This window comes from Microbispora bryophytorum (genome assembly GCF_043197435.1).
Classification (GTDB): domain Bacteria; phylum Actinomycetota; class Actinomycetes; order Streptosporangiales; family Streptosporangiaceae; genus Microbispora; species Microbispora bryophytorum.
Genome location: NZ_JBICTF010000011.1, coordinates 78759 through 95363 on the forward strand (window position 1 = coordinate 78759; position 16605 = coordinate 95363).

A 16605-nucleotide genomic window follows, 5' to 3' on the forward strand; every position below is an offset into this window, starting at 1 on the left:
CGCGTCCGGCCGCCGGACCGATCGTAGCGGTCCATGTGGATGGCCGGCGGCTATCCACGCGCGTGTTCCAGCGCCCAGGCGCAGATGGCGTCCAGCGGTTCGCGCAGCGTGCGTCCCAGGTCGGTCAGCGCATACTCCACGTGCTGGGGCGCCGTGTCCTTGATGACCCGCCGTTCGACCATGCCGTCCTTCTCCAGGCCTCGCAGCGTCTCGGTCAGCACCTTCTGCGTGATGCCGGGCAGCCGCCGCCGCAGTTGGCCGTGCCTCTGGGGACCGGCCAGCAGGGCGTAGATCACCAACACCCGCCACTTCGCCGCGAACCGCTCAAGGGCCTGCCGCGTCGCGCAGCTCTCCTCCAGCGTGTCGGGAACCACGGGATCCACGCGGCCCTCCTCCGTACGCTCGTCGATGGGCACCGCAAAGTGCCTTCTGGCCCGAAGAATCCGGCACGCCTAGCTTCTCAAGCATGAGCGATCTTGTCATTCACACCTACACGGCGGCGGAGCCGGGCCTGTTCGCCAACAGCTACCTGCTGGAGACAGCGGAGGGGGTGGTCCTTGTCGATGGCAACCTGCTCGTCTCCGACGCCCGGGCCCTCGCGGCGCGCCTGGCCGCGCTCCGCAAACCACTGCTCGGAGCGTTCGTCACCCACGCACACCCCGACCACTTCAACGGCCTGCCGTACGTGGTGGACGAGGATGTGCCGGTTCACGCCTCGGTCGCGGTGGCCGAGACGATCGAGCAGATCGCCGTGCCCAAGCGGGAGCAGTGGCAGCCGGTGTACGGCGACGAGTGGCCCGACCGGTATCGGGTACCCGACCGCCTTCTGAAGGAGGGGGACATCATTGAGGTCGCCGGCCTGCGGGTCCGGATACACGACCTTGGGCCGGCGGAGAGCCATGCCGACTCCTATCTCCTGGTGGAGGCGGGCGGGAGACGGGTGGCATTCACAGGCGACCTGGCGTTCGGCGGAACGCACCCCTACACCGCGGACGGGCACTCCACGGCCTGGCTGCACGTCCTGGATCGCGTGATGGACGAGCTGGACGGTCTGGTGCTCTACCCGGGCCACGGCTCCCCGAGCGACAGCGGCATGTTCGTCCGGCAACGGCAGTACCTGCTGCTGTACCGGGAGGTCGTGCGGCGGCTGGCCGGGGACGGCCCCTCGCTGACGGATCGGCAGAAGCAGGAGTTGACCACGGTAATGAGCAGATTCCTGCCGGATGCGCCCCTGGAGTGGCTCATCGGTCTGGGCGCCGATGCGGTGGCCGCCGAACTGTCCACCCTGGCCACCACGTCGGGGGAGGCGGGGCGATGACGACCACGATACGGACCGAGCGGGTCACCTTCTCGGCAGCCGGTGTAAAGCTCGTCGGAGAGCTCAGGTTGCCCGAACGGCTCGAACCCTCGCCCGCCGTCGCCCTAACCGGGCCCTTCACCGGTGTGAAGGAGCAGGTCACTGGGCTGTATGCGGAGCGACTGGCCCGGGCGGGTCTGGTCACTCTGGCTTTCGACCATCGAGGGTTCGGTGAGAGCGGAGGGCGCCGAGGGCACGAGGACAGCGAGGGCAAGCTCGCCGACCTGCGCTCCGCGGTGAGCCTGCTCGCCCGCCGGGCAGAGGTCGACCCGGGCCGGATCGGCCTCGCCGGGGTGTGCCTCGGCGGCGGGTACGCGGTGCGGGCGGCCGCCACCGACCCACGGGTGAAGGCCGTCGCCGGAATCGCAGGCGCCTACAACAACCCGGCCTGGTTCGCCGAGCAAATGGGCGACGACGCCTACCGGACCGCGCTCGCGGGTTTCCTCGACCGCTACGACGAGTATCTGCCCGCTGTGGCGCCCGGCGGCGGCGAGGCCGCGATGCCCGGTGACGAGCCGTACGCCTACTACGGCACCTCCCGTTCCGCATCGCCGCACTGGGACAACCGGGTGACCTGGGGGTCGCTCCATTCGCTGATGACCTTCGACGCGCTCGGCGCGGCCCCGCTGCTCGCCGCTACGCCGCTACTCGTCGTCCACGGGCGGGTCGACGCGTACTGCGCGCCCGAGTTGGCGGACACACTCCTCCAGCGGAGCCCGGGAAACAAGGAGATGCTCTGGCTCGACTGCCGTGAACACATCGACCTGTACGACGTGGAGCCATATGTCACGCGCGCCGCCGAGGCGACGGCGGGTTTCCTGCACCGCCATCTGTGAAAGCAAGGCCCCGCGCCACGGCAACAGGGAAGCACCTCCACGGCACGAAATCGTTGCGCACCTCCGAGCATGCTGGGGTACAGGCAACATCGGAGAGATCTTCGATGGCGCACCCGTCGGAGAGTTCGACGATCACCGTTGATGGTCAGGCACTCGGGTCGCTCTCGGCCACCGTCTCAGCTTCGCCGTACATCGCGTCATGCTGCTTGCGCGGGGCGCAGACGCTGGCCTTGGAGCAGGCGCAGCGGCGGCCGCCCTCGTTGAGGCGGACGATGACGGAATCGGACGGCACGTTGTGCCCCACCACCGTGCCCGGGCCCTGCGGGGTGTCCACCGCGAGGCCCGTACGCGGCGCCGACGCCCGGAACTCCTGGTAGAGCGGGTGCTCGTACTTTAGGCAGCACATCAGCCGGCCGCAGGCGCCCGCGATCCTGAGCGGGTTGACCGGCAGGTCCTGATCCTTGGCCATCCGCACCGAGACCGGCTCGAAGTCCTTGAGGAACGTCGCGCAGCACAGGTCACGCCCGCAGGGGCCGATGCCGCCCTGGAGCCTGGCCTCGTCACGCGGGCCGATCTGCCGCAGCTCGACCCGGGCACGCAGGTTGCGGGCCAGGTCGCGCACGAGCGCCCGGAAGTCGACCCGGTGGGGGGCGGAGAAGTAGACGGTGTAGACGTTGTCGGCGTCCAGGTAGTCGACGCCGACCACCTTCATCGGCAGCTCGTGCCGTTTGATCAGACGCTTGGACACGCTGCGGGCCTCCGCCCTGCGGCGGCGGTTGCTCTCGTCTCGGGTCAGGTGCTCCTCGGCCGCGATGCCCTGACAGACGGGCAGGCCGTCGACGTCCTCACTCACGTACTGCGGCGCCCACACGCACTCGGCCACCTCGGGTCCGGAGTCGGTCGGCACGAGGACCTTGTCACCCACCTTGGGAGAGTGGCCGCCCGGATCGAGGTAGTAGAGCCGTCCGTAGCGGGTGAAGCTCACGGCCATCATCATGCCCAAGCGCCGGCCCTCCTCGATCCGTACGGCTAACGCGTCCGAACCCACCATACGTGCCGTACGGCACCGGCAGTCATCGAGCGTTCCGTCCTAAGCGGGCGAGCGGAGCGCGAGAGTCATGGCCTCGACCGCGATCTGCGGGTTCACGTTGGCCGCCAGCCGCTCCCGGCACTTCATGATCGCGTCCGTACGGAGGAGCGTCTGCTCGGGAGCCGACGAGCGCGCCACGGCCTCCACCTCGTGCCTGCGGTCCTCGTTGACCAGCTCGACCGGAGCCCCGAACTGCACGGCCAGCACGTCGCGGTAGAACGCCACGAGTTCGAGCAGCGCGAGGTCGAGGGAGTCGCGCTTGACGCGGGTCGCCCGCGACTTCTGCATGGTCTCGAGCTCCTTGAGCGCTCCCGCGCCGCCGCGCACGAGGCCCTTGTTGAGCCCCTTGCCGGAGGAGCCCTCGCCGTAGACCTTGCGCAGCTCGGCGGTCTCGACGTCGTTCAACGCGGTCGTGGCCGCGTCCGCGTCCGCGGTGGAGGTCTTCACCAGCCGCTCGGCGGCGGCGATGCACTCCGCCACACCGGTCAGCGCGCGGGGGATCGACAGCACGTCGTCGCGCCTGCGCCGCGCCTCCTCGTCCAGCGCGAGCCGCCGCGCCCGGCCGATGTCCCCCTGAGCCGCCCGCGCGACGTCGAGCGCCACGTCGTGGGGCACCCCGTCGCGGGTCACCAGCACGTTCGCGACCGCCTCGGTGGAGGGCATGCCCAGCGTCACGACCCGGCAGCGCGAGCGGATCGTGATGATCATGTCGTCCGGGGAGGGCGCGCACAGCAGCCACACGGTCCGCGGCGGCGGCTCCTCGATGGCCTTGAGCAGCGCGTTGGCCGCCGCCTCCGTCACCCGGTCGGCGTCCTCGAACAGCACGATCCGCCACCGGCCGAGCGTGGGCGCCCCCGCCGCCTTGAGCACGAGTTCGCGCGTCTGCCGCACGCTGTACGACAGGCCCTCGGGCCGGACGAACGTGACGTCCGGGTGCGAGCCGACCTCGACATGATGGCAGGCGTCGCAGTGGCCGCACCCCTGGTCGGGACAGAGCAGCGCGGCCGCGAACGCCGTGGCGGCCGCGGTCCGCAGGGCCGGCCCGGTGAAGAGCCAGGCGTGGGTCATGCCCGCGCCGCGCCCTCCGGCGATGGCCTCCGCGGCGGCCGACGCGGCCCGCCGCATCACGTCGATCGCCCGGTCCTGCCCGATCAGATCCCCGAAAACGGTCATGTGCGGCTATCCGAAGTCGCGGATGGCGGGCATCGTGCCGGTGGCCTCCTCGGCCTCCTGCGGCACCGGGTCGGGCAGGATCTCCCGCACCCGGTCCTGGATCAGGTGCGTCACCTCCCGCTGGTCGAGCGTGCCGTCCACCACGAGGTAGCGGTCGGGGTCGGCCGCCGCCAGCGCCCGGAACTCCCGCCGCACCCGCTCGTGGAACTCCAGCGGCTCGGCCTCGATGCGGTCGGCGGGCGAGGCCATCCGCCGCAGCCCGACCGCGGGCGGCACGTCGATGAGCACGGTCAGGTCGGGGACGAGCCCGCCCGTCGCCCACTTGTTGATCCTCGCGACGTCCTCCTGGTCGAGCGACCGCCCCGCGCCCTGGTAGGCCAGCGACGAGTCCACGTACCTGTCGGAGATCACCGTCGAGCCGCGCTGCAGGCCGGGCCTGATGACCTTCTCCACGTGCTCGGCCCGGTCGGCGGCGTACAGCATGGCCTCGGCCCGCGGCGACAGTCCCTGGTGGGCGGCGTCGAGCAGGATCGCCCGCAACCGCATGCCGACCTTGGTCGAGCCCGGCTCGCGGGTCTGCACGACGTCGAAGCCCTGGTCGCGCAGCCAGATCGCGAGCAGCCGCGACTGGGTGGTCTTGCCCGAGCCCTCTCCGCCCTCGAAGGCGATGAACAGACCGCGTTCGAGGTCCGCCTCCTCCGGCACGAACCGCCGCCCGCGCAGGGCGGTCAGCAGGTCGACCCCGATGGGAATCCCCGGCCGGTCGTCCATGTGCCGCAGCGCGACCACCCCGACGGCGATCGCCAGCAGCGCGCCCAGGAGCAGCACGAGGTTCGTGCCGTCGAAGCGGTAGCTGATCCCGGCGACCCCGACGGCGTGCGTGCCGAACAGCGCGGCCAGCGTCGAGGCCACCGCCACGACCAGCAGCAACACCACCCTGGCCAGCGACTGCAGGAAGGAGAACGTGCGGCCGCGCAGCCCGTCCTCCACCTCCAGGCCGATCATCGTGTAGCCGATGATCCAGGCGATGCCGGCGCAGGCGCCCAGCATCACGGTCAGCACGACCACGACGACCAGGTTCTGGATGAGCGCGACGGCGGCCAGCGTCAGCCCCGCGAGCACGATCGACAGTCCGAACAGCCGCCGCCTGGACAGGCCCTTCAGCAGTCGCAGGCCGAAGAACATGCCGAACGCCATGCCGAGGAAGACGGCGCAGAACACGGCGCCGTACCCCGCGTCACCGCCGCCCAGTGCCTGTACGTACGCCTTGGCGACGCCGACGACGGCGCCTCCGGCGGCGAACGCCCCGAGCATGCCGATGATCAGCCCGCGCACGACGCGGTTGCCGCCGACGAACCGCCATCCCTCGGTGATCTGCCGGAGCACCGAGGGCGCCGACACGTGCCTGACGTGGTTCTTCGGAATGGCCCGCAGCGTGAAGACCATCACGGCGGAGGCCAGGTAGGCCAGCGCGTTCGCGTACAGCGCGACGCTGGTGGCCGCGACGTCGAACGACGGTGCGGCCGCCGAGATCGTCGTGACCACGCCCGACACGACCGCGAACAGCGCCGCGGCCACGGGGGCGGTGCCGTACGTGACGAGGAGGTTGAGCTGGTTGGCCTCTTCGAGCCGTTCCTTCGGCACGAGGTTGGGCACGGTGGCGTCCTTGGCCGGCACCCAGAAGAGGTTCACGCATTCGACGAGGAACGTCGCGATGATCACCCACTGGTAGTTGCCGACCAGCGGGATCGACAGCACCACCGCGAACCTGGCGAGGTCGGCGACGACCATCGTCAGCCTGCGGTCGAACCGGTCGGCCACCGCGCCGCCGAGCGGGCCGAGCAGGATCGCGGGCAGCATCTTGGCGACGAAGACGCCGCCGATGGCGAGGCTCTGCGCCTGGAAACCAGATCCTGCGGTCAGGTTACCGGCCAGGGCGGTCAGCGCGATGATGTTGAGCCAGTCGCCGAGGCTGCACGTCGCCATCGCCGTCCACAGCCTGCGGAACGGCGCGTTCGCCAGCACGTGCGGCTGCTTGCGGCGCGCGGCGGCCCGGCCAGGGGTGCTCATGATGTCAGCGTATCCAGGTGCTCGCTGGGCTTGGGAGACGGACGAGCGGACCACTGGGGCCTGCCCGTCGCCTGAGGGTATTACGTCCGCCTCGTCCTCGCTGTCGAGATGGCACCAATGCTCTGCCCGGTTCCGCTTCCGGCGATCCGGAGCGGTCAGGAGCGCAGCTCGATGAGGGTGATCTCGGGCGGCGCGCCCACCCGGACCGGCGGCCCCCAGAAGCCCGCACCCCGCGTCACGTAGACCTGGGTGTCGCCGCCACCCGTGCGCGGCACGCTGGCCAGCCCCGCCACCACGGGCTGCTGCAGCGGCACGAGCAGGTTGAACGGCGCCATCTGCCCGCCGTGGGTGTGCCCGGACAGCTGGAGATCGACTCCGTGCGCGGCGGCCTGCGTCACCTGGACGGGCTGGTGGGCCATCAGCACGACGGGCCGGTTCGCGTCGCGGCCCCCGAGCGCCCGGTCGAGGTCCGGGCCGTCGCCCGACGGCACGCCGTTGAGGTCGTTGACGCCCGCGAGGTCCAGTACGGCTCCCGCGTGCCGGATCTCGACCCGCTCGTTGAGCAGCGGCCGGACGCCCAGCGAGCGCAACTCCTCGATCCATTCCTTGGGGCCCCCGGCGGTGTAGTACTCGTGGTTGCCGGTCACGAAATACGCGCCATAGCGGGATTCGAGGGACCCGAGGGGGGTGGCGAGACGGCCGAGCTCGGCGACCGTGCCGTCCACCAGGTCACCCACGATCGTCACCGCGTCGGCCTGCAGGCCGTTGATCATCCGGACGATCCGCTCGGTGTGCCCCCGGCCGCTCAGCGGGCCGAGGTGGATGTCGCTGACGACCGCGATGCGCAGCCCGCTCATCCGGGGGTCGAGCCGGGGCAGGCGGATCGGCACCCGCTCGATCACCGGATCGCCGAGGGCCCGGCTCACGCCGTACCCCACGGTCGCGAGCGCTCCCACGGTCACGACCGCGGAGGCCGTACGGGAGATGAACAGCCGGCGGTCGATCGCCGGGGCGTCCGCCGCGGCCCCCTCCGCCGCCGGCCTGCCTGTCGTGGCCGTGCCGTGAGCGGCTGGGCCTCCCCCGGCCGCGGCTCCGGCGAGGACCACCTCGTCCACCGGCGCCGTCTCCCCCTCGGCCCGCCCGGCCGGGGCCGCGGTTTCGGCCGCACGGCGGCGCCTCGACGTCACGAACGTCGCGACCGCCCGGGGCACCTCCATGACCAGGCCGAACACGAACAGGTAGAACATCACGGCCAGCCACAGGTAGCCGGGCCAGGCGACGACCCGCTCCACGTCCATGCCGAGGCCGAGCCGGCTCCCGCCGAAAGTCACCACCATCACGGCGGCCAGGATCACGAGCACCGACGTCAGCACCCGGCGCGAACGCGATCCCGGTGTCGTCGACGCCCTGACGAGCCGCCACCACAGATAGCCGTGCACAACGACGACGGCCACCACAATCATGCCGACGAACCCCACGAGAACTCCCCTCGACCGGCTGGCGATCAAGGGCCGGCTCACGACGATGCTACGAGCTCACGCCGGCAGCCGCGTCCGTCGTCCACAGCCGGAGGCCGGCTGTGGACAGACGCGGCGGCACGGCGAAGCCGCGCCCGGGCACGTCACCACACCCGCCGCCGCACCCGCCACCGTGCCCTGACGGGACGGCGGGACGCGCGGACCGGGGTCAGGGCTTCCCGGCGGGCTTCTTCGCGGCGGTCCTGGCCCGAGGCGCTCGCTTGGGGGCGGGCGCCCGCTCCCGCCGCTCGGCCAGCAGCTCCGCCGCCCGCTCCAGCGTGATGTCCTCGACCGTGTCGCCCTTGCGCAGCGACGCGTTGGTCTCGCCGTCGGTGACATAGGGGCCGAAGCGGCCCTCCTTCACCACGATCGGCTTCTTGGAGTTCGGGTCCTCACCCAGCTCACGCAGGGGCGGCGCGGCGGCGGCGCGGCCGCGTCCGCGGGCCTTCGGCTGCGCGAACAGCTCCTTGGCCTGCTCGATGGTGACCGTGAGCAGGTCCTCCTCCGAGGTCAGCGAGCGCGAGTCGGTGCCCTTCTTGATGTAGGGGCCGAACTTGCCGTTCTGCGCGGTCACCTCCTCGCCGTCGATCGCGCCGACGACCCTGGGCAGCTGGAGCAGCTTCAGCGCCTGCTCCAGGGTGATCGTGTCGAGGGACATCGTCTTGAACAGCGAGCTGGTCCGCGGCTTGGGTGCGTCGGCCTTCTTCGTCCGCTTCTTCCCGTCGGCCGGCGCGGGCTCCTCGGGCAGGATCTCCGTGACGTACGGGCCGAAACGGCCGTCCTTGGCCACGATCCTGCGGCCGGTCGCCGGGTCGACGCCCAGCTCGCGGTCGCCACTCGGGCGCGAGAACAGCTCCTCGGCCTTCTCGGCGGTCAGCTCGTCCGGCGCCATGTCCTCGGGGATGTTCACCCGGGCGCCGTCGCGGTCGAGGTAGGGCCCGTAGCGACCGACCCTGATCAGGATGTCCGTCCCCCTGATCGGGAACGAGCTGATCTCCTTGGCATCGATCTCGCCGAGGTCGGTGACCATCTCCTTCAGGCCTTCGTCACCGTCTCCGCCGCCGAAGTAGAACCGGTGCAGCTCGGGCACCCGCTCGGCGCGGTCGTTGGCGATGTCGTCGAGGACCTTCTCCATGTCGGCCGTGAAGTCGTAGTCGACCAGGTTGCCGAAGTGCTGTTCGAGCAGGTTGACCACGGCGAACGCGAGGAACGACGGCACCAGGGCGGTGCCCTTCTTGAACACGTAGCCCCGATCGAGGATCGTTCCGATGATCGACGCGTACGTCGACGGCCGCCCGATCTCCCGATCCTCCAGCTCCTTGACCAGCGACGCCTCGGTGTACCGTGCGGGCGGCTTGGTCGAGTGCCCGAGCGCGGTCAGCTCGGCCGCCGTGAGCCGGTCGCCCTCGGTCAGCGTGGGCAGGCGCTTCTCCGAGTCGTCCCGGTCTGTCGCGGGGTCGTCCGCGCCCTCCACGTACGCCTTGAGGAAGCCGTGGAAGGTGATCGTCCGGCCGGTGGCGCTGAACTCGACGTTCTCGCCGGCGCTGGACGCGCCGCCGACCTTGACCGACACCGACTCGCCGACCGCGTCCTTCATCTGGGAGGCGACCGTACGCTGCCAGATCAGCTCGTACAGCCGGAACATGTCCCCGGACAGGCCGGTCTCGCCGGGCGTCCGGAACTCCTCGCCGGACGGCCGGATGGCCTCGTGTGCCTCCTGGGCGTTCTTCACCTTGCTCGTGTAGACGCGCGGCTTGTCCGGCACGTACGCCGAGCCGTACAGCTTGACCGCCTGGCTGCGGGCGGCGGTGACGGCGGTCTCCGACAGCGTGACGCTGTCGGTACGCATGTAGGTGATGTAGCCGTTCTCGTACAGCCGCTGGGCCACCTGCATCGTGTACTTGGCGGAGAAGCCCAGCTTGCGGCTCGCCTCCTGCTGCAGCGTCGTGGTCCGGAACGGCGCGTACGGCTTGCGCGTGTACGGCTTGCGCTCGACCGACCGCACGGCGTAGGACACGCCCTCCAGACGGCCGGCGAGGGCCGTCGCGGCGGCCTCGTCGAGGTGGAGGACGTCGGAGTTCTTCAGCCTGCCGGTGGAGGCGAAGTCGCGGCCCTGGGCCACGCGCCTGCCGTCCACGCCGGTCAGCGTGGCGGAGAACGTCCGGGTGTCGTCGCCCGCCCGGCCGGTGTCGAACAGCGCCTGCAGGTCCCAGTAGTTGGCGGCGGTGAACGCCAGGCGCTCCCGCTCGCGCTCCACCACCAGCCTGGTGGCGACCGACTGGACACGACCGGCGGAAAGCCGCGGCTTGACCTTCTTCCACAGGACCGGGCTGACCTCGTAGCCGTAGAGGCGGTCGAGGATGCGCCGGGTCTCCTGGGCGTCGACCAGGCGGAGGTTGAGGTCGCGGGGGTTGGAGACCGCGTCCCTGATCGCGTGGGGGGTGATCTCGTGGAACACCATGCGGTGCACCGGGATCTTGGGCTTGAGCACCTCGCGCAGGTGCCAGGCGATGGCCTCGCCCTCCCGGTCCTCGTCGGTGGCGAGGTAGAGCTCGTCGGCTTCCTTGAGAAGCTGCTTGAGCTTGGACACCTGCGACTTCTTGTCCGGGTTCACGACGTAGAGCGGCTCGAACTCGTGGTCGACGTTCACCCCGAGGCGGGCCCATGCCTCGCTCTTGTACTTCTCCGGGATGTCATCGGCCTTCTCCGGAAGATCGCGGATGTGTCCGATGCTCGACTCGACGATATAGCCGCGCCCGAGGTACCCGGCGATCGTCTTCGCCTTCGCGGGCGATTCCACGATCACCAGGCGGGTTCCGCCGGCGTTGCCGTTGTTGGCTGGCACGCTGCTTCCTACCTCGCTGTCCGCTGTCATTCCCCGTAGTGCCGGGCTTCGTACTCCCGGCTCATGACACCCTCGTCGTCCGGGCCGGGGGCGCTTACCCCCGTGGGGCGCCGACGAGGCGCCGCTTTGACGGTACCTGCCGCCGCACGTTCCTCCCCCCCGGGCTACCCGGTTGTGTCCGGGAATGTAACCCGCCTGGCGCTGTTATCCACGGAGACGCAGAATAGAGCCCATCGAGTTCCCTAGCACGCCCCGGAGACCAATGGCTGTGCTCGACTACTCTTATCTGGACCTGTATCTCCCTCGCGGCACCCCTCGTGAGGTGGCGAGGCAGATGCTCACAGAGCATGCCGAGCATGGAGACTGGGAACTGGAGCGGCTACGCCTTTATCCCGACGGCAGCAGGCGCGTCCGGCTGCGTCGGAAGATCATACGGGCCGCCCGGACCATGTGAGCCTCCGAGGACGCGGACGCCACGGTCAAAAGGGCTTTGCCCATCCGCGGTGTCGTCGACGCCATGACCGTGGGTGCTCCATCTGTCCCGAAACAGTACCCGACAAAAGAGCTTTGCCCGCCCCGGGCCGCGCCCCCGGAACGGGCAAAGCGTTCATGCCCCCTCCACTGGTGGTGGGGGGCGTCCTGGTCGCCCGCGCCGGGAGCCTCTGGCAGACGCTCCCTGGCGCGGGCGAGTGATATCCCTCGCCTCCGTCAGCCGCGCGCCGCCGGATCACTTCCGTACGGCCGTCGCCGCCGGAGGTGTTCCCGTGCCGTCACGCGCGGCCGTACGACTACTTGCGGCCGAACCGGAAGCGGCGGGTGACGGCGAACAGGCTCGCCGAGGCGGCGAACATGGCGCCGAGGGCCAGTGCGAGGAACGACGCCGGGTTCATCCCGGTCAGGCCGACCGGCTGCTCGGCGCTCATCAGCTTGAGCCCGCTCAGCTTGTCCAGCGGCAGCACGCCGGCGCTCTTCCCGAGGTCGCCGGTCGGGAGGTTGCGCGCCGTGTCGGCGACGGGCAGCGAGGCGGTCGCGTCCTCCAGCGTCTTGGTGGTGGGCAGCGAGCTGGTCGCGCCGTCGAGCGTGCTGCCGGCCTTCTTGCCCTTCGCGGCGGGCGCGGCGGGCAGGCTCGGCGTCTCCGGCAGGCCGAGCATGTTCGGCAGGTCGCCGACGACCGGAGCGGAGGGAGTGGCGGCGGCGCTCATCGGCTGCACGGTGTGCTTGCCCGACAGCACCGACGCGCCCGGCATGGCGGGCATGGCCCCACCGCGGGCGGCCTTGTGCTGGTGGGCCCAGTGGCCGTGGCTCTTCCAGCCGCCGCCCACCTGGGCGCCGCCCAGGCACCCTGCGGCGGCGTCGCCAAGCACGGCCACCGAGTTGCCGCAGATGTTGATCGGAGCGGTGATCGGGGCGACGATCTGGTTGCCCGCGAGGATCCCGTGCTTGCCCGAGGTGATGTTGCCGCCCGCGCCGACGCCACCGCCGAGGACCGATGCGCCGCCCCGGCAGCCCGCCTGGGACTTGCCGATGACCGACACCGCGTTGCCGCAGATGTTGATCGGAGCCGTGATCGGCGCGACGATCTGGTTGCCGCCCAGGATCGAGCCGTGGCCGGACGTGACGTTGCCGCCCGCGCCCCGGCCGCCGTGCTTGCTCCAGCCGCTGATCGCGGTCGCGCCGCCGCGGCAACCCGCGAAAGCGTGGCCGATGATCGCGACGGCGTTGCCGCAGACGTTGATCGGAGCCGTGATCGGGGCGACCACCTGGTTGCCGCCACCGACGCTGTGCACCCCGCTGGTGCGGTTGCCGCCCGCGCCGCCGCCGTGGCCGCCGTGGCCGCCGTGGCGACCGTGACCGCCGTGACCGGGCGTGGAGCCACCGTGGCAGCTACCCGAGCCGTTGCCGCACACGTCGGCCGGCGTGGTGATCGGAGTGACCACCTGGGTGCCGCTGCCGACCGAGTAGCGGCTGTCGGTGTCGTGGCCGGCCGAGCCGGGACGGTGCCAGTGACCGCCTCCGTGGTGACCGCCGTACCCACCGTGGCCGTGACCGCCGTGGCCGTGACCGCCGTGGCCGCCGGAGCCGCCCACGGACGAGCCGCCGGTGCAGCCCGAGAACGCCTTGCCGATGACCGCGACGGAGTTGCCGCAGACGTTGACCGGCACGGTGATCGGCGCGACCACCTGGTTGCCGCCCAGGATCGACCCGTGGCCGCTGGTGCGGTTGCCGCCGGCGCGGACGACGTCACGGCCGCCGCCGACGAAGGCACCGCCACGGCATCCGGCGGTGGCGTTGCCGAAGACGGCGATCGAGTTGCCGCAGAGGTTGATCGGCGCGGTGATCGGCGCGACGACCTGGTTGCCGCCTCCGATGCTGTGCGCGCCGCTGGTGCGGTTGCCGCCCGCGCTCGCGTGCCGTCCCGAGCTCTTGACGGCCGCGCCGCCGCGGCAGCTCGCGTCCGACCGGCCGATGACCGACACCGCGTTGCCGCAGGCGTTGACCGGGACGTTGATCGGCGCTTCGACCTGGTTGCCGCCGAGGATGCTGCCCGCTCCGGAGGTCTTGTTCTGCCCGGCGCCCACGCCCGCGCCCTGCACGGCCGCGCCGCCCTGGGAGGAGGCCCGGGAGTCTCCGGCGACCGCCACCGCGTTGCCGCTGATGTCGATCGGCAGGGTCACCGGGATGTCGACCTGGTTTCCGCCGAGCACCGAGTGACTGCCGTCGGTGTCGGCGAAGGCCGTACCACTGCCAAGGGCCATGACGCCGGCGGCCAGAAACGCCGCGGAGGCCGAGCCCTTCGCCCACGTTCGCATGATAAATGCTCCTAGTGGTTCTTCTAGGGGGGTTACCTGACAACTCGCGACGCGTGTCCAGGCCGCATGAGCACAGCGGAGCCGTGGACGTCACGAGGATGGGAAATTCCGCGTCACCCGCGGGAGCCTGCCGCTCGGGCACCACGAGCGAGGGCAGGCGGTGGCACCGGTCGCCGTACGACGGGGACCGGCACGAAGGCGGGATCAGTCAGGAGAGAAAGACGGGTCGTCCGCCGCTGTGCGGACCACCGGGGGAACAACCGCCGCCAGTGGGGCGGGCAGCTTGGTGAAGCGCGGTTCGAACACATCCCGCGCGACATCCCCGAACAGGAGGTTTCCACCGCTCGACTGCGGGACCAGGCCCTGGTCTGCGGGCGCGTGGTCCGCGGTGGAAGGCGGAGGGAGCAGAGGCTTCGACTGGCTGGTGAGCCCGTCGACCGTGCGCCCCGCCATCGCCTCGGCGGTCGCCGAGACGTCGTCCGCCGCCGTGGGGAAACCGTCGGTGCTCTTCCCGTGGGACTCGGCCGCGCCCGGCAAGGGCGGCAGACCGAGGTCCGGACCTGAGAGACGATCGGGAAGAACCGACCCGGCGACGTCATGTGAGGGTGCCGTCCCGGCCACGGACGTCGCCGTGCCGAAGACACCGAAGATCACACCGAGCAGCCATCCGGCGGCGATCAGCCCGCCGATGACCAGCAGGCGGCCCAGACGGGAGCCGGCCGCGAACCGCGCCGTCCGGCCCCGCTTCGCAGAGCCTGGAGACGTGACGCGCACATCGGGAACAGCGGCGGGCGAACTCGCCCTCCGCTGCTCCTGCGACGTGCGCGTCACGCGACCTCCCCAAACCGCTGAGTCAACAGTCCGCTGGGTCAACCCGGTGCGGATCCAACCCCCAACGGAGAGTCACTGTACCGGCACGGCATGTGATCGCAAGGGCTTTCTCAGCAGTATTCGAGGAAACGGTCAAGGACCCTGACGCCAAACCGGAGCGAATCAACCGGAACACGCTCGTCGATGCCATGGAACATCCCGGAGAAGTCCAAGTCTTCGGGAAGCCGCAGCGGCGCGAAGCCGTAGCCGCTGATCCCGAGGCGGCTGAACGCCTTGAGGTCGGTGCCGCCGCTCAGCGTGTACGGCACCGCCCGCGAGCCCGGGTCCTCCTCGATCAGCGCGTCGGCCATCGCCTTGACCAGCGGGCCCTTGAAGGGGGTCTCGACCGCCACGTCGTGATAGACGAAGTCCCTGGTCACGTTCGGCCCGAGCAGCTCGTCCACGGTCTGGAAGAACTCGTCCTCGTATCCCGGCAGGAACCTGCCGTCCACGTGCGCGGTCGCGACCTGGGGGATGACGTTCGCCTTGTATCCGGCCTGGAGCATGGTCGGGTTGGTCGTGTTGCGGAGAGTGGCGCCGATCATCCGGGCGAGCGGCCCGAGGGTGGCCACCGCCGCCTCCGCGTCCTCCGCCTTGACCTCCGTGCCGAAGACCTCCTCGAAGAACGCCTGCACGGTGGGCGTGAGCCGCACCGGCCACCTGTGGCGGCCGAGCCGGCCGACCGCCTCGGCGAGCTCGGTCACGGCGTTGTCGTCGTTGAGCATCGAGCCGTGCCCGGCCCTGCCCTTGGCGGTCAGGCGCATCCAGGCGATGCCCTTCTCCGCCGCCTCGATCAGGTACAGCCGGCCCTTCTCGGTGGTCACGCTGAAGCCGCCGACCTCGCCGATGGCCTCGGTGCAGCCCTCGAAGACCTCAGGATGCCGCTCGGCCAGCCACTGGGCGCCGTAGTGGCCCCCGGCCTCCTCGTCCGCGGTGAAGACGAGGACGACGTCCCTGGGCGGCCTGCGCCCCTCACTCAGCCGCCGCCGCACGACGGCGAGGATCATCGCGTCCATGTTCTTCATGTCGACCGCCCCGCGGCCCCAGACGCAGCCGTCGGCGATCTCGCCGCTCAGCGGGTGGTGGGTCCAGTCGGCGGCGTCGAACGGCACGACGTCCAGATGACCGTGGAGGACCAGGGCGTCCCTGCTCGGGTCGGTGCCCTCGACCCGGGCGACCACGTTCGCCCGTCCGGGATCGGACTCGAGGATCGTCGGCTCCAGGCCGACCTCCGACAGCTTGCCGGCCACGTACTCCGCGGCCTCGCGTTCCCCGGGCCCCGCGTTGTCCCCCGCGTTGACCGAGTCGATGCGGATCAGGTCGCCGCACAGCTCGGCGACCTCGTCCTCCCCGTAGCGTGGGGTCATAACGCCTCCTCCTGCGGGACGGGCCGGTCAGCGGCCCCCCGCCTTTCCGTCGTACGGCTCGCGCCTCCATCCTGCCGCCGTACAGGTGTGACGTTCACCCCCAGGGCTCCGGCCATCCGCGTGGGGCCTTTTCCCGGTATGAAGCAGGGCCGGGAGAGTGCTAACCTGTATCAGCCGACGCGGGATGACGATCCTGCGTGAGGCACCACGTCCGGGTGGCGGAATAGGCAGACGCGCTAGCTTGAGGTGCTAGTGCCCAGTGATGGGCATGGGGGTTCAAGTCCCCCCTCGGACACCAACTAGATCCCCAATGGGGATTGTCGGAAAGTGCGGAGTCGAGATCGATCTCGACCCGCACTTTTTTCGGTTTCGGCGTCTATGTCGCCCGGAGGCCGATGCTCCGGCAGCGGTTGCCCCGCTTTTCTGCAGCCGCGTCCTGCGAAGGTCCGCACCATCCGCGTACGCCGCAGTAGGCGGCCGGCGGTCCGCTCGATCACTCCGAGACCACGACCGGACCCCGCTGGTATCGAGCGGCCACCGCCGAGCTCCGCTACGGCGGGCTCGACAGTGGCCGTGCTCAACGGTGGCCGTGCTCAACGATGGCCGTGCTCAATGAGGCATCCCGGCCGGTGCGGATGGCACGGCTACGCCCCGGTCGCCCACGGCACCA

Annotated in this window: 12 protein-coding genes and 1 tRNA gene; 4 read left to right on the forward strand and 9 right to left on the reverse strand. The window is 70.8% G+C overall.

The features are described 5' to 3' along the window. Nucleotides 1-50: 50 nt before the first annotated feature. The gene (locus ACGFIB_RS30640; RefSeq protein WP_393376596.1) at nucleotides 51-383 is read right to left on the reverse strand and encodes a winged helix-turn-helix transcriptional regulator; all 333 of its coding nucleotides are present in this window, start codon (nucleotides 381-383) and stop codon (nucleotides 51-53) included. A gap of 83 nt (nucleotides 384-466) precedes the next feature. Here ACGFIB_RS30640 and ACGFIB_RS30645 point away from each other — a divergent pair, with 83 nt between their 5' ends. Together ACGFIB_RS30645 and ACGFIB_RS30650 are read left to right on the forward strand one after the other, a co-directional pair. Then, a complete protein-coding gene (locus ACGFIB_RS30645; RefSeq protein ID WP_357238660.1) occupies nucleotides 467-1318 on the forward strand; it encodes an MBL fold metallo-hydrolase in 852 nt (283 codons plus the stop codon). Further along, nucleotides 1315-2193 (forward strand): alpha/beta hydrolase, encoded by an 879-nt coding sequence (locus ACGFIB_RS30650; protein WP_393376598.1) that lies wholly within the window; start codon nucleotides 1315-1317, stop codon nucleotides 2191-2193. The genes ACGFIB_RS30645 and ACGFIB_RS30650 overlap by 4 nt, the downstream gene beginning before the upstream one ends. A 145-nt stretch (nucleotides 2194-2338) precedes the next feature. Here the strand turns inward: ACGFIB_RS30650 and ACGFIB_RS30655 are convergent, their stop codons facing one another. The 5 genes from ACGFIB_RS30655 to topA form a co-directional block, all read right to left on the reverse strand. Then, nucleotides 2339-3184: a PSP1 domain-containing protein gene (locus ACGFIB_RS30655; RefSeq protein ID WP_393376770.1), complete on the reverse strand. Its 846-nt coding sequence runs from the start codon at nucleotides 3182-3184 to the stop codon at nucleotides 2339-2341. A 99-nt stretch (nucleotides 3185-3283) separates the two neighbouring features. Continuing rightward, the gene (locus ACGFIB_RS30660) at nucleotides 3284-4456 is read right to left on the reverse strand and encodes a DNA polymerase III subunit delta' (RefSeq protein ID WP_357238656.1); all 1173 of its coding nucleotides are present in this window, start codon (nucleotides 4454-4456) and stop codon (nucleotides 3284-3286) included. A gap of 6 nt (nucleotides 4457-4462) precedes the next feature. Next, on the reverse strand, nucleotides 4463-6526 hold the full coding sequence (tmk, locus tag ACGFIB_RS30665) for a dTMP kinase (RefSeq protein ID WP_142573653.1): 2064 nt from the start codon (nucleotides 6524-6526) through the stop codon (nucleotides 4463-4465). A gap of 155 nt (nucleotides 6527-6681) precedes the next feature. Beyond that, nucleotides 6682-8046 carry a metallophosphoesterase gene (locus ACGFIB_RS30670; RefSeq protein ID WP_393376601.1) on the reverse strand — a complete coding sequence of 455 codons (1365 nt, stop codon included), beginning with the start codon at nucleotides 8044-8046 and terminating at the stop codon, nucleotides 6682-6684. Nucleotides 8047-8212: 166 nt separating this feature from the next. After that, nucleotides 8213-10918, reverse strand: coding sequence for a type I DNA topoisomerase (topA, locus tag ACGFIB_RS30675; protein ID WP_393376603.1), 2706 nt, complete (start codon nucleotides 10916-10918; stop codon nucleotides 8213-8215). 232 nt (nucleotides 10919-11150) lie between these two features. Here topA and ACGFIB_RS30680 point away from each other — a divergent pair, with 232 nt between their 5' ends. After that, nucleotides 11151-11342 carry a DUF5703 family protein gene (locus ACGFIB_RS30680; protein ID WP_220499497.1) on the forward strand — a complete coding sequence of 64 codons (192 nt, stop codon included), beginning with the start codon at nucleotides 11151-11153 and terminating at the stop codon, nucleotides 11340-11342. A 334-nt stretch (nucleotides 11343-11676) separates the two neighbouring features. Here ACGFIB_RS30680 and ACGFIB_RS30685 read toward each other — a convergent pair whose 3' ends face one another. From ACGFIB_RS30685 to ACGFIB_RS30695, 3 genes are all read right to left on the reverse strand, one after another. Then, entirely contained in the window at nucleotides 11677-13698 is a 2022-nt protein-coding gene (locus ACGFIB_RS30685; RefSeq protein ID WP_357238650.1) for a chaplin family protein, read from the reverse strand. A gap of 204 nt (nucleotides 13699-13902) precedes the next feature. Continuing rightward, complete coding sequence (locus ACGFIB_RS30690; RefSeq protein ID WP_393376605.1) at nucleotides 13903-14529, reverse strand: hypothetical protein; 627 nt, start codon at nucleotides 14527-14529, stop codon at nucleotides 13903-13905. A gap of 110 nt (nucleotides 14530-14639) precedes the next feature. Further along, nucleotides 14640-15935: a M20/M25/M40 family metallo-hydrolase gene (locus ACGFIB_RS30695; RefSeq protein WP_393376607.1), complete on the reverse strand. Its 1296-nt coding sequence runs from the start codon at nucleotides 15933-15935 to the stop codon at nucleotides 14640-14642. Between the two features lie 209 nt (nucleotides 15936-16144). Between ACGFIB_RS30695 and ACGFIB_RS30700 the strand changes: the two genes are divergently transcribed. Next, nucleotides 16145-16233, forward strand: a tRNA-Leu gene (locus ACGFIB_RS30700). The last annotated feature ends 372 nt before the right edge of the window (nucleotides 16234-16605 follow it).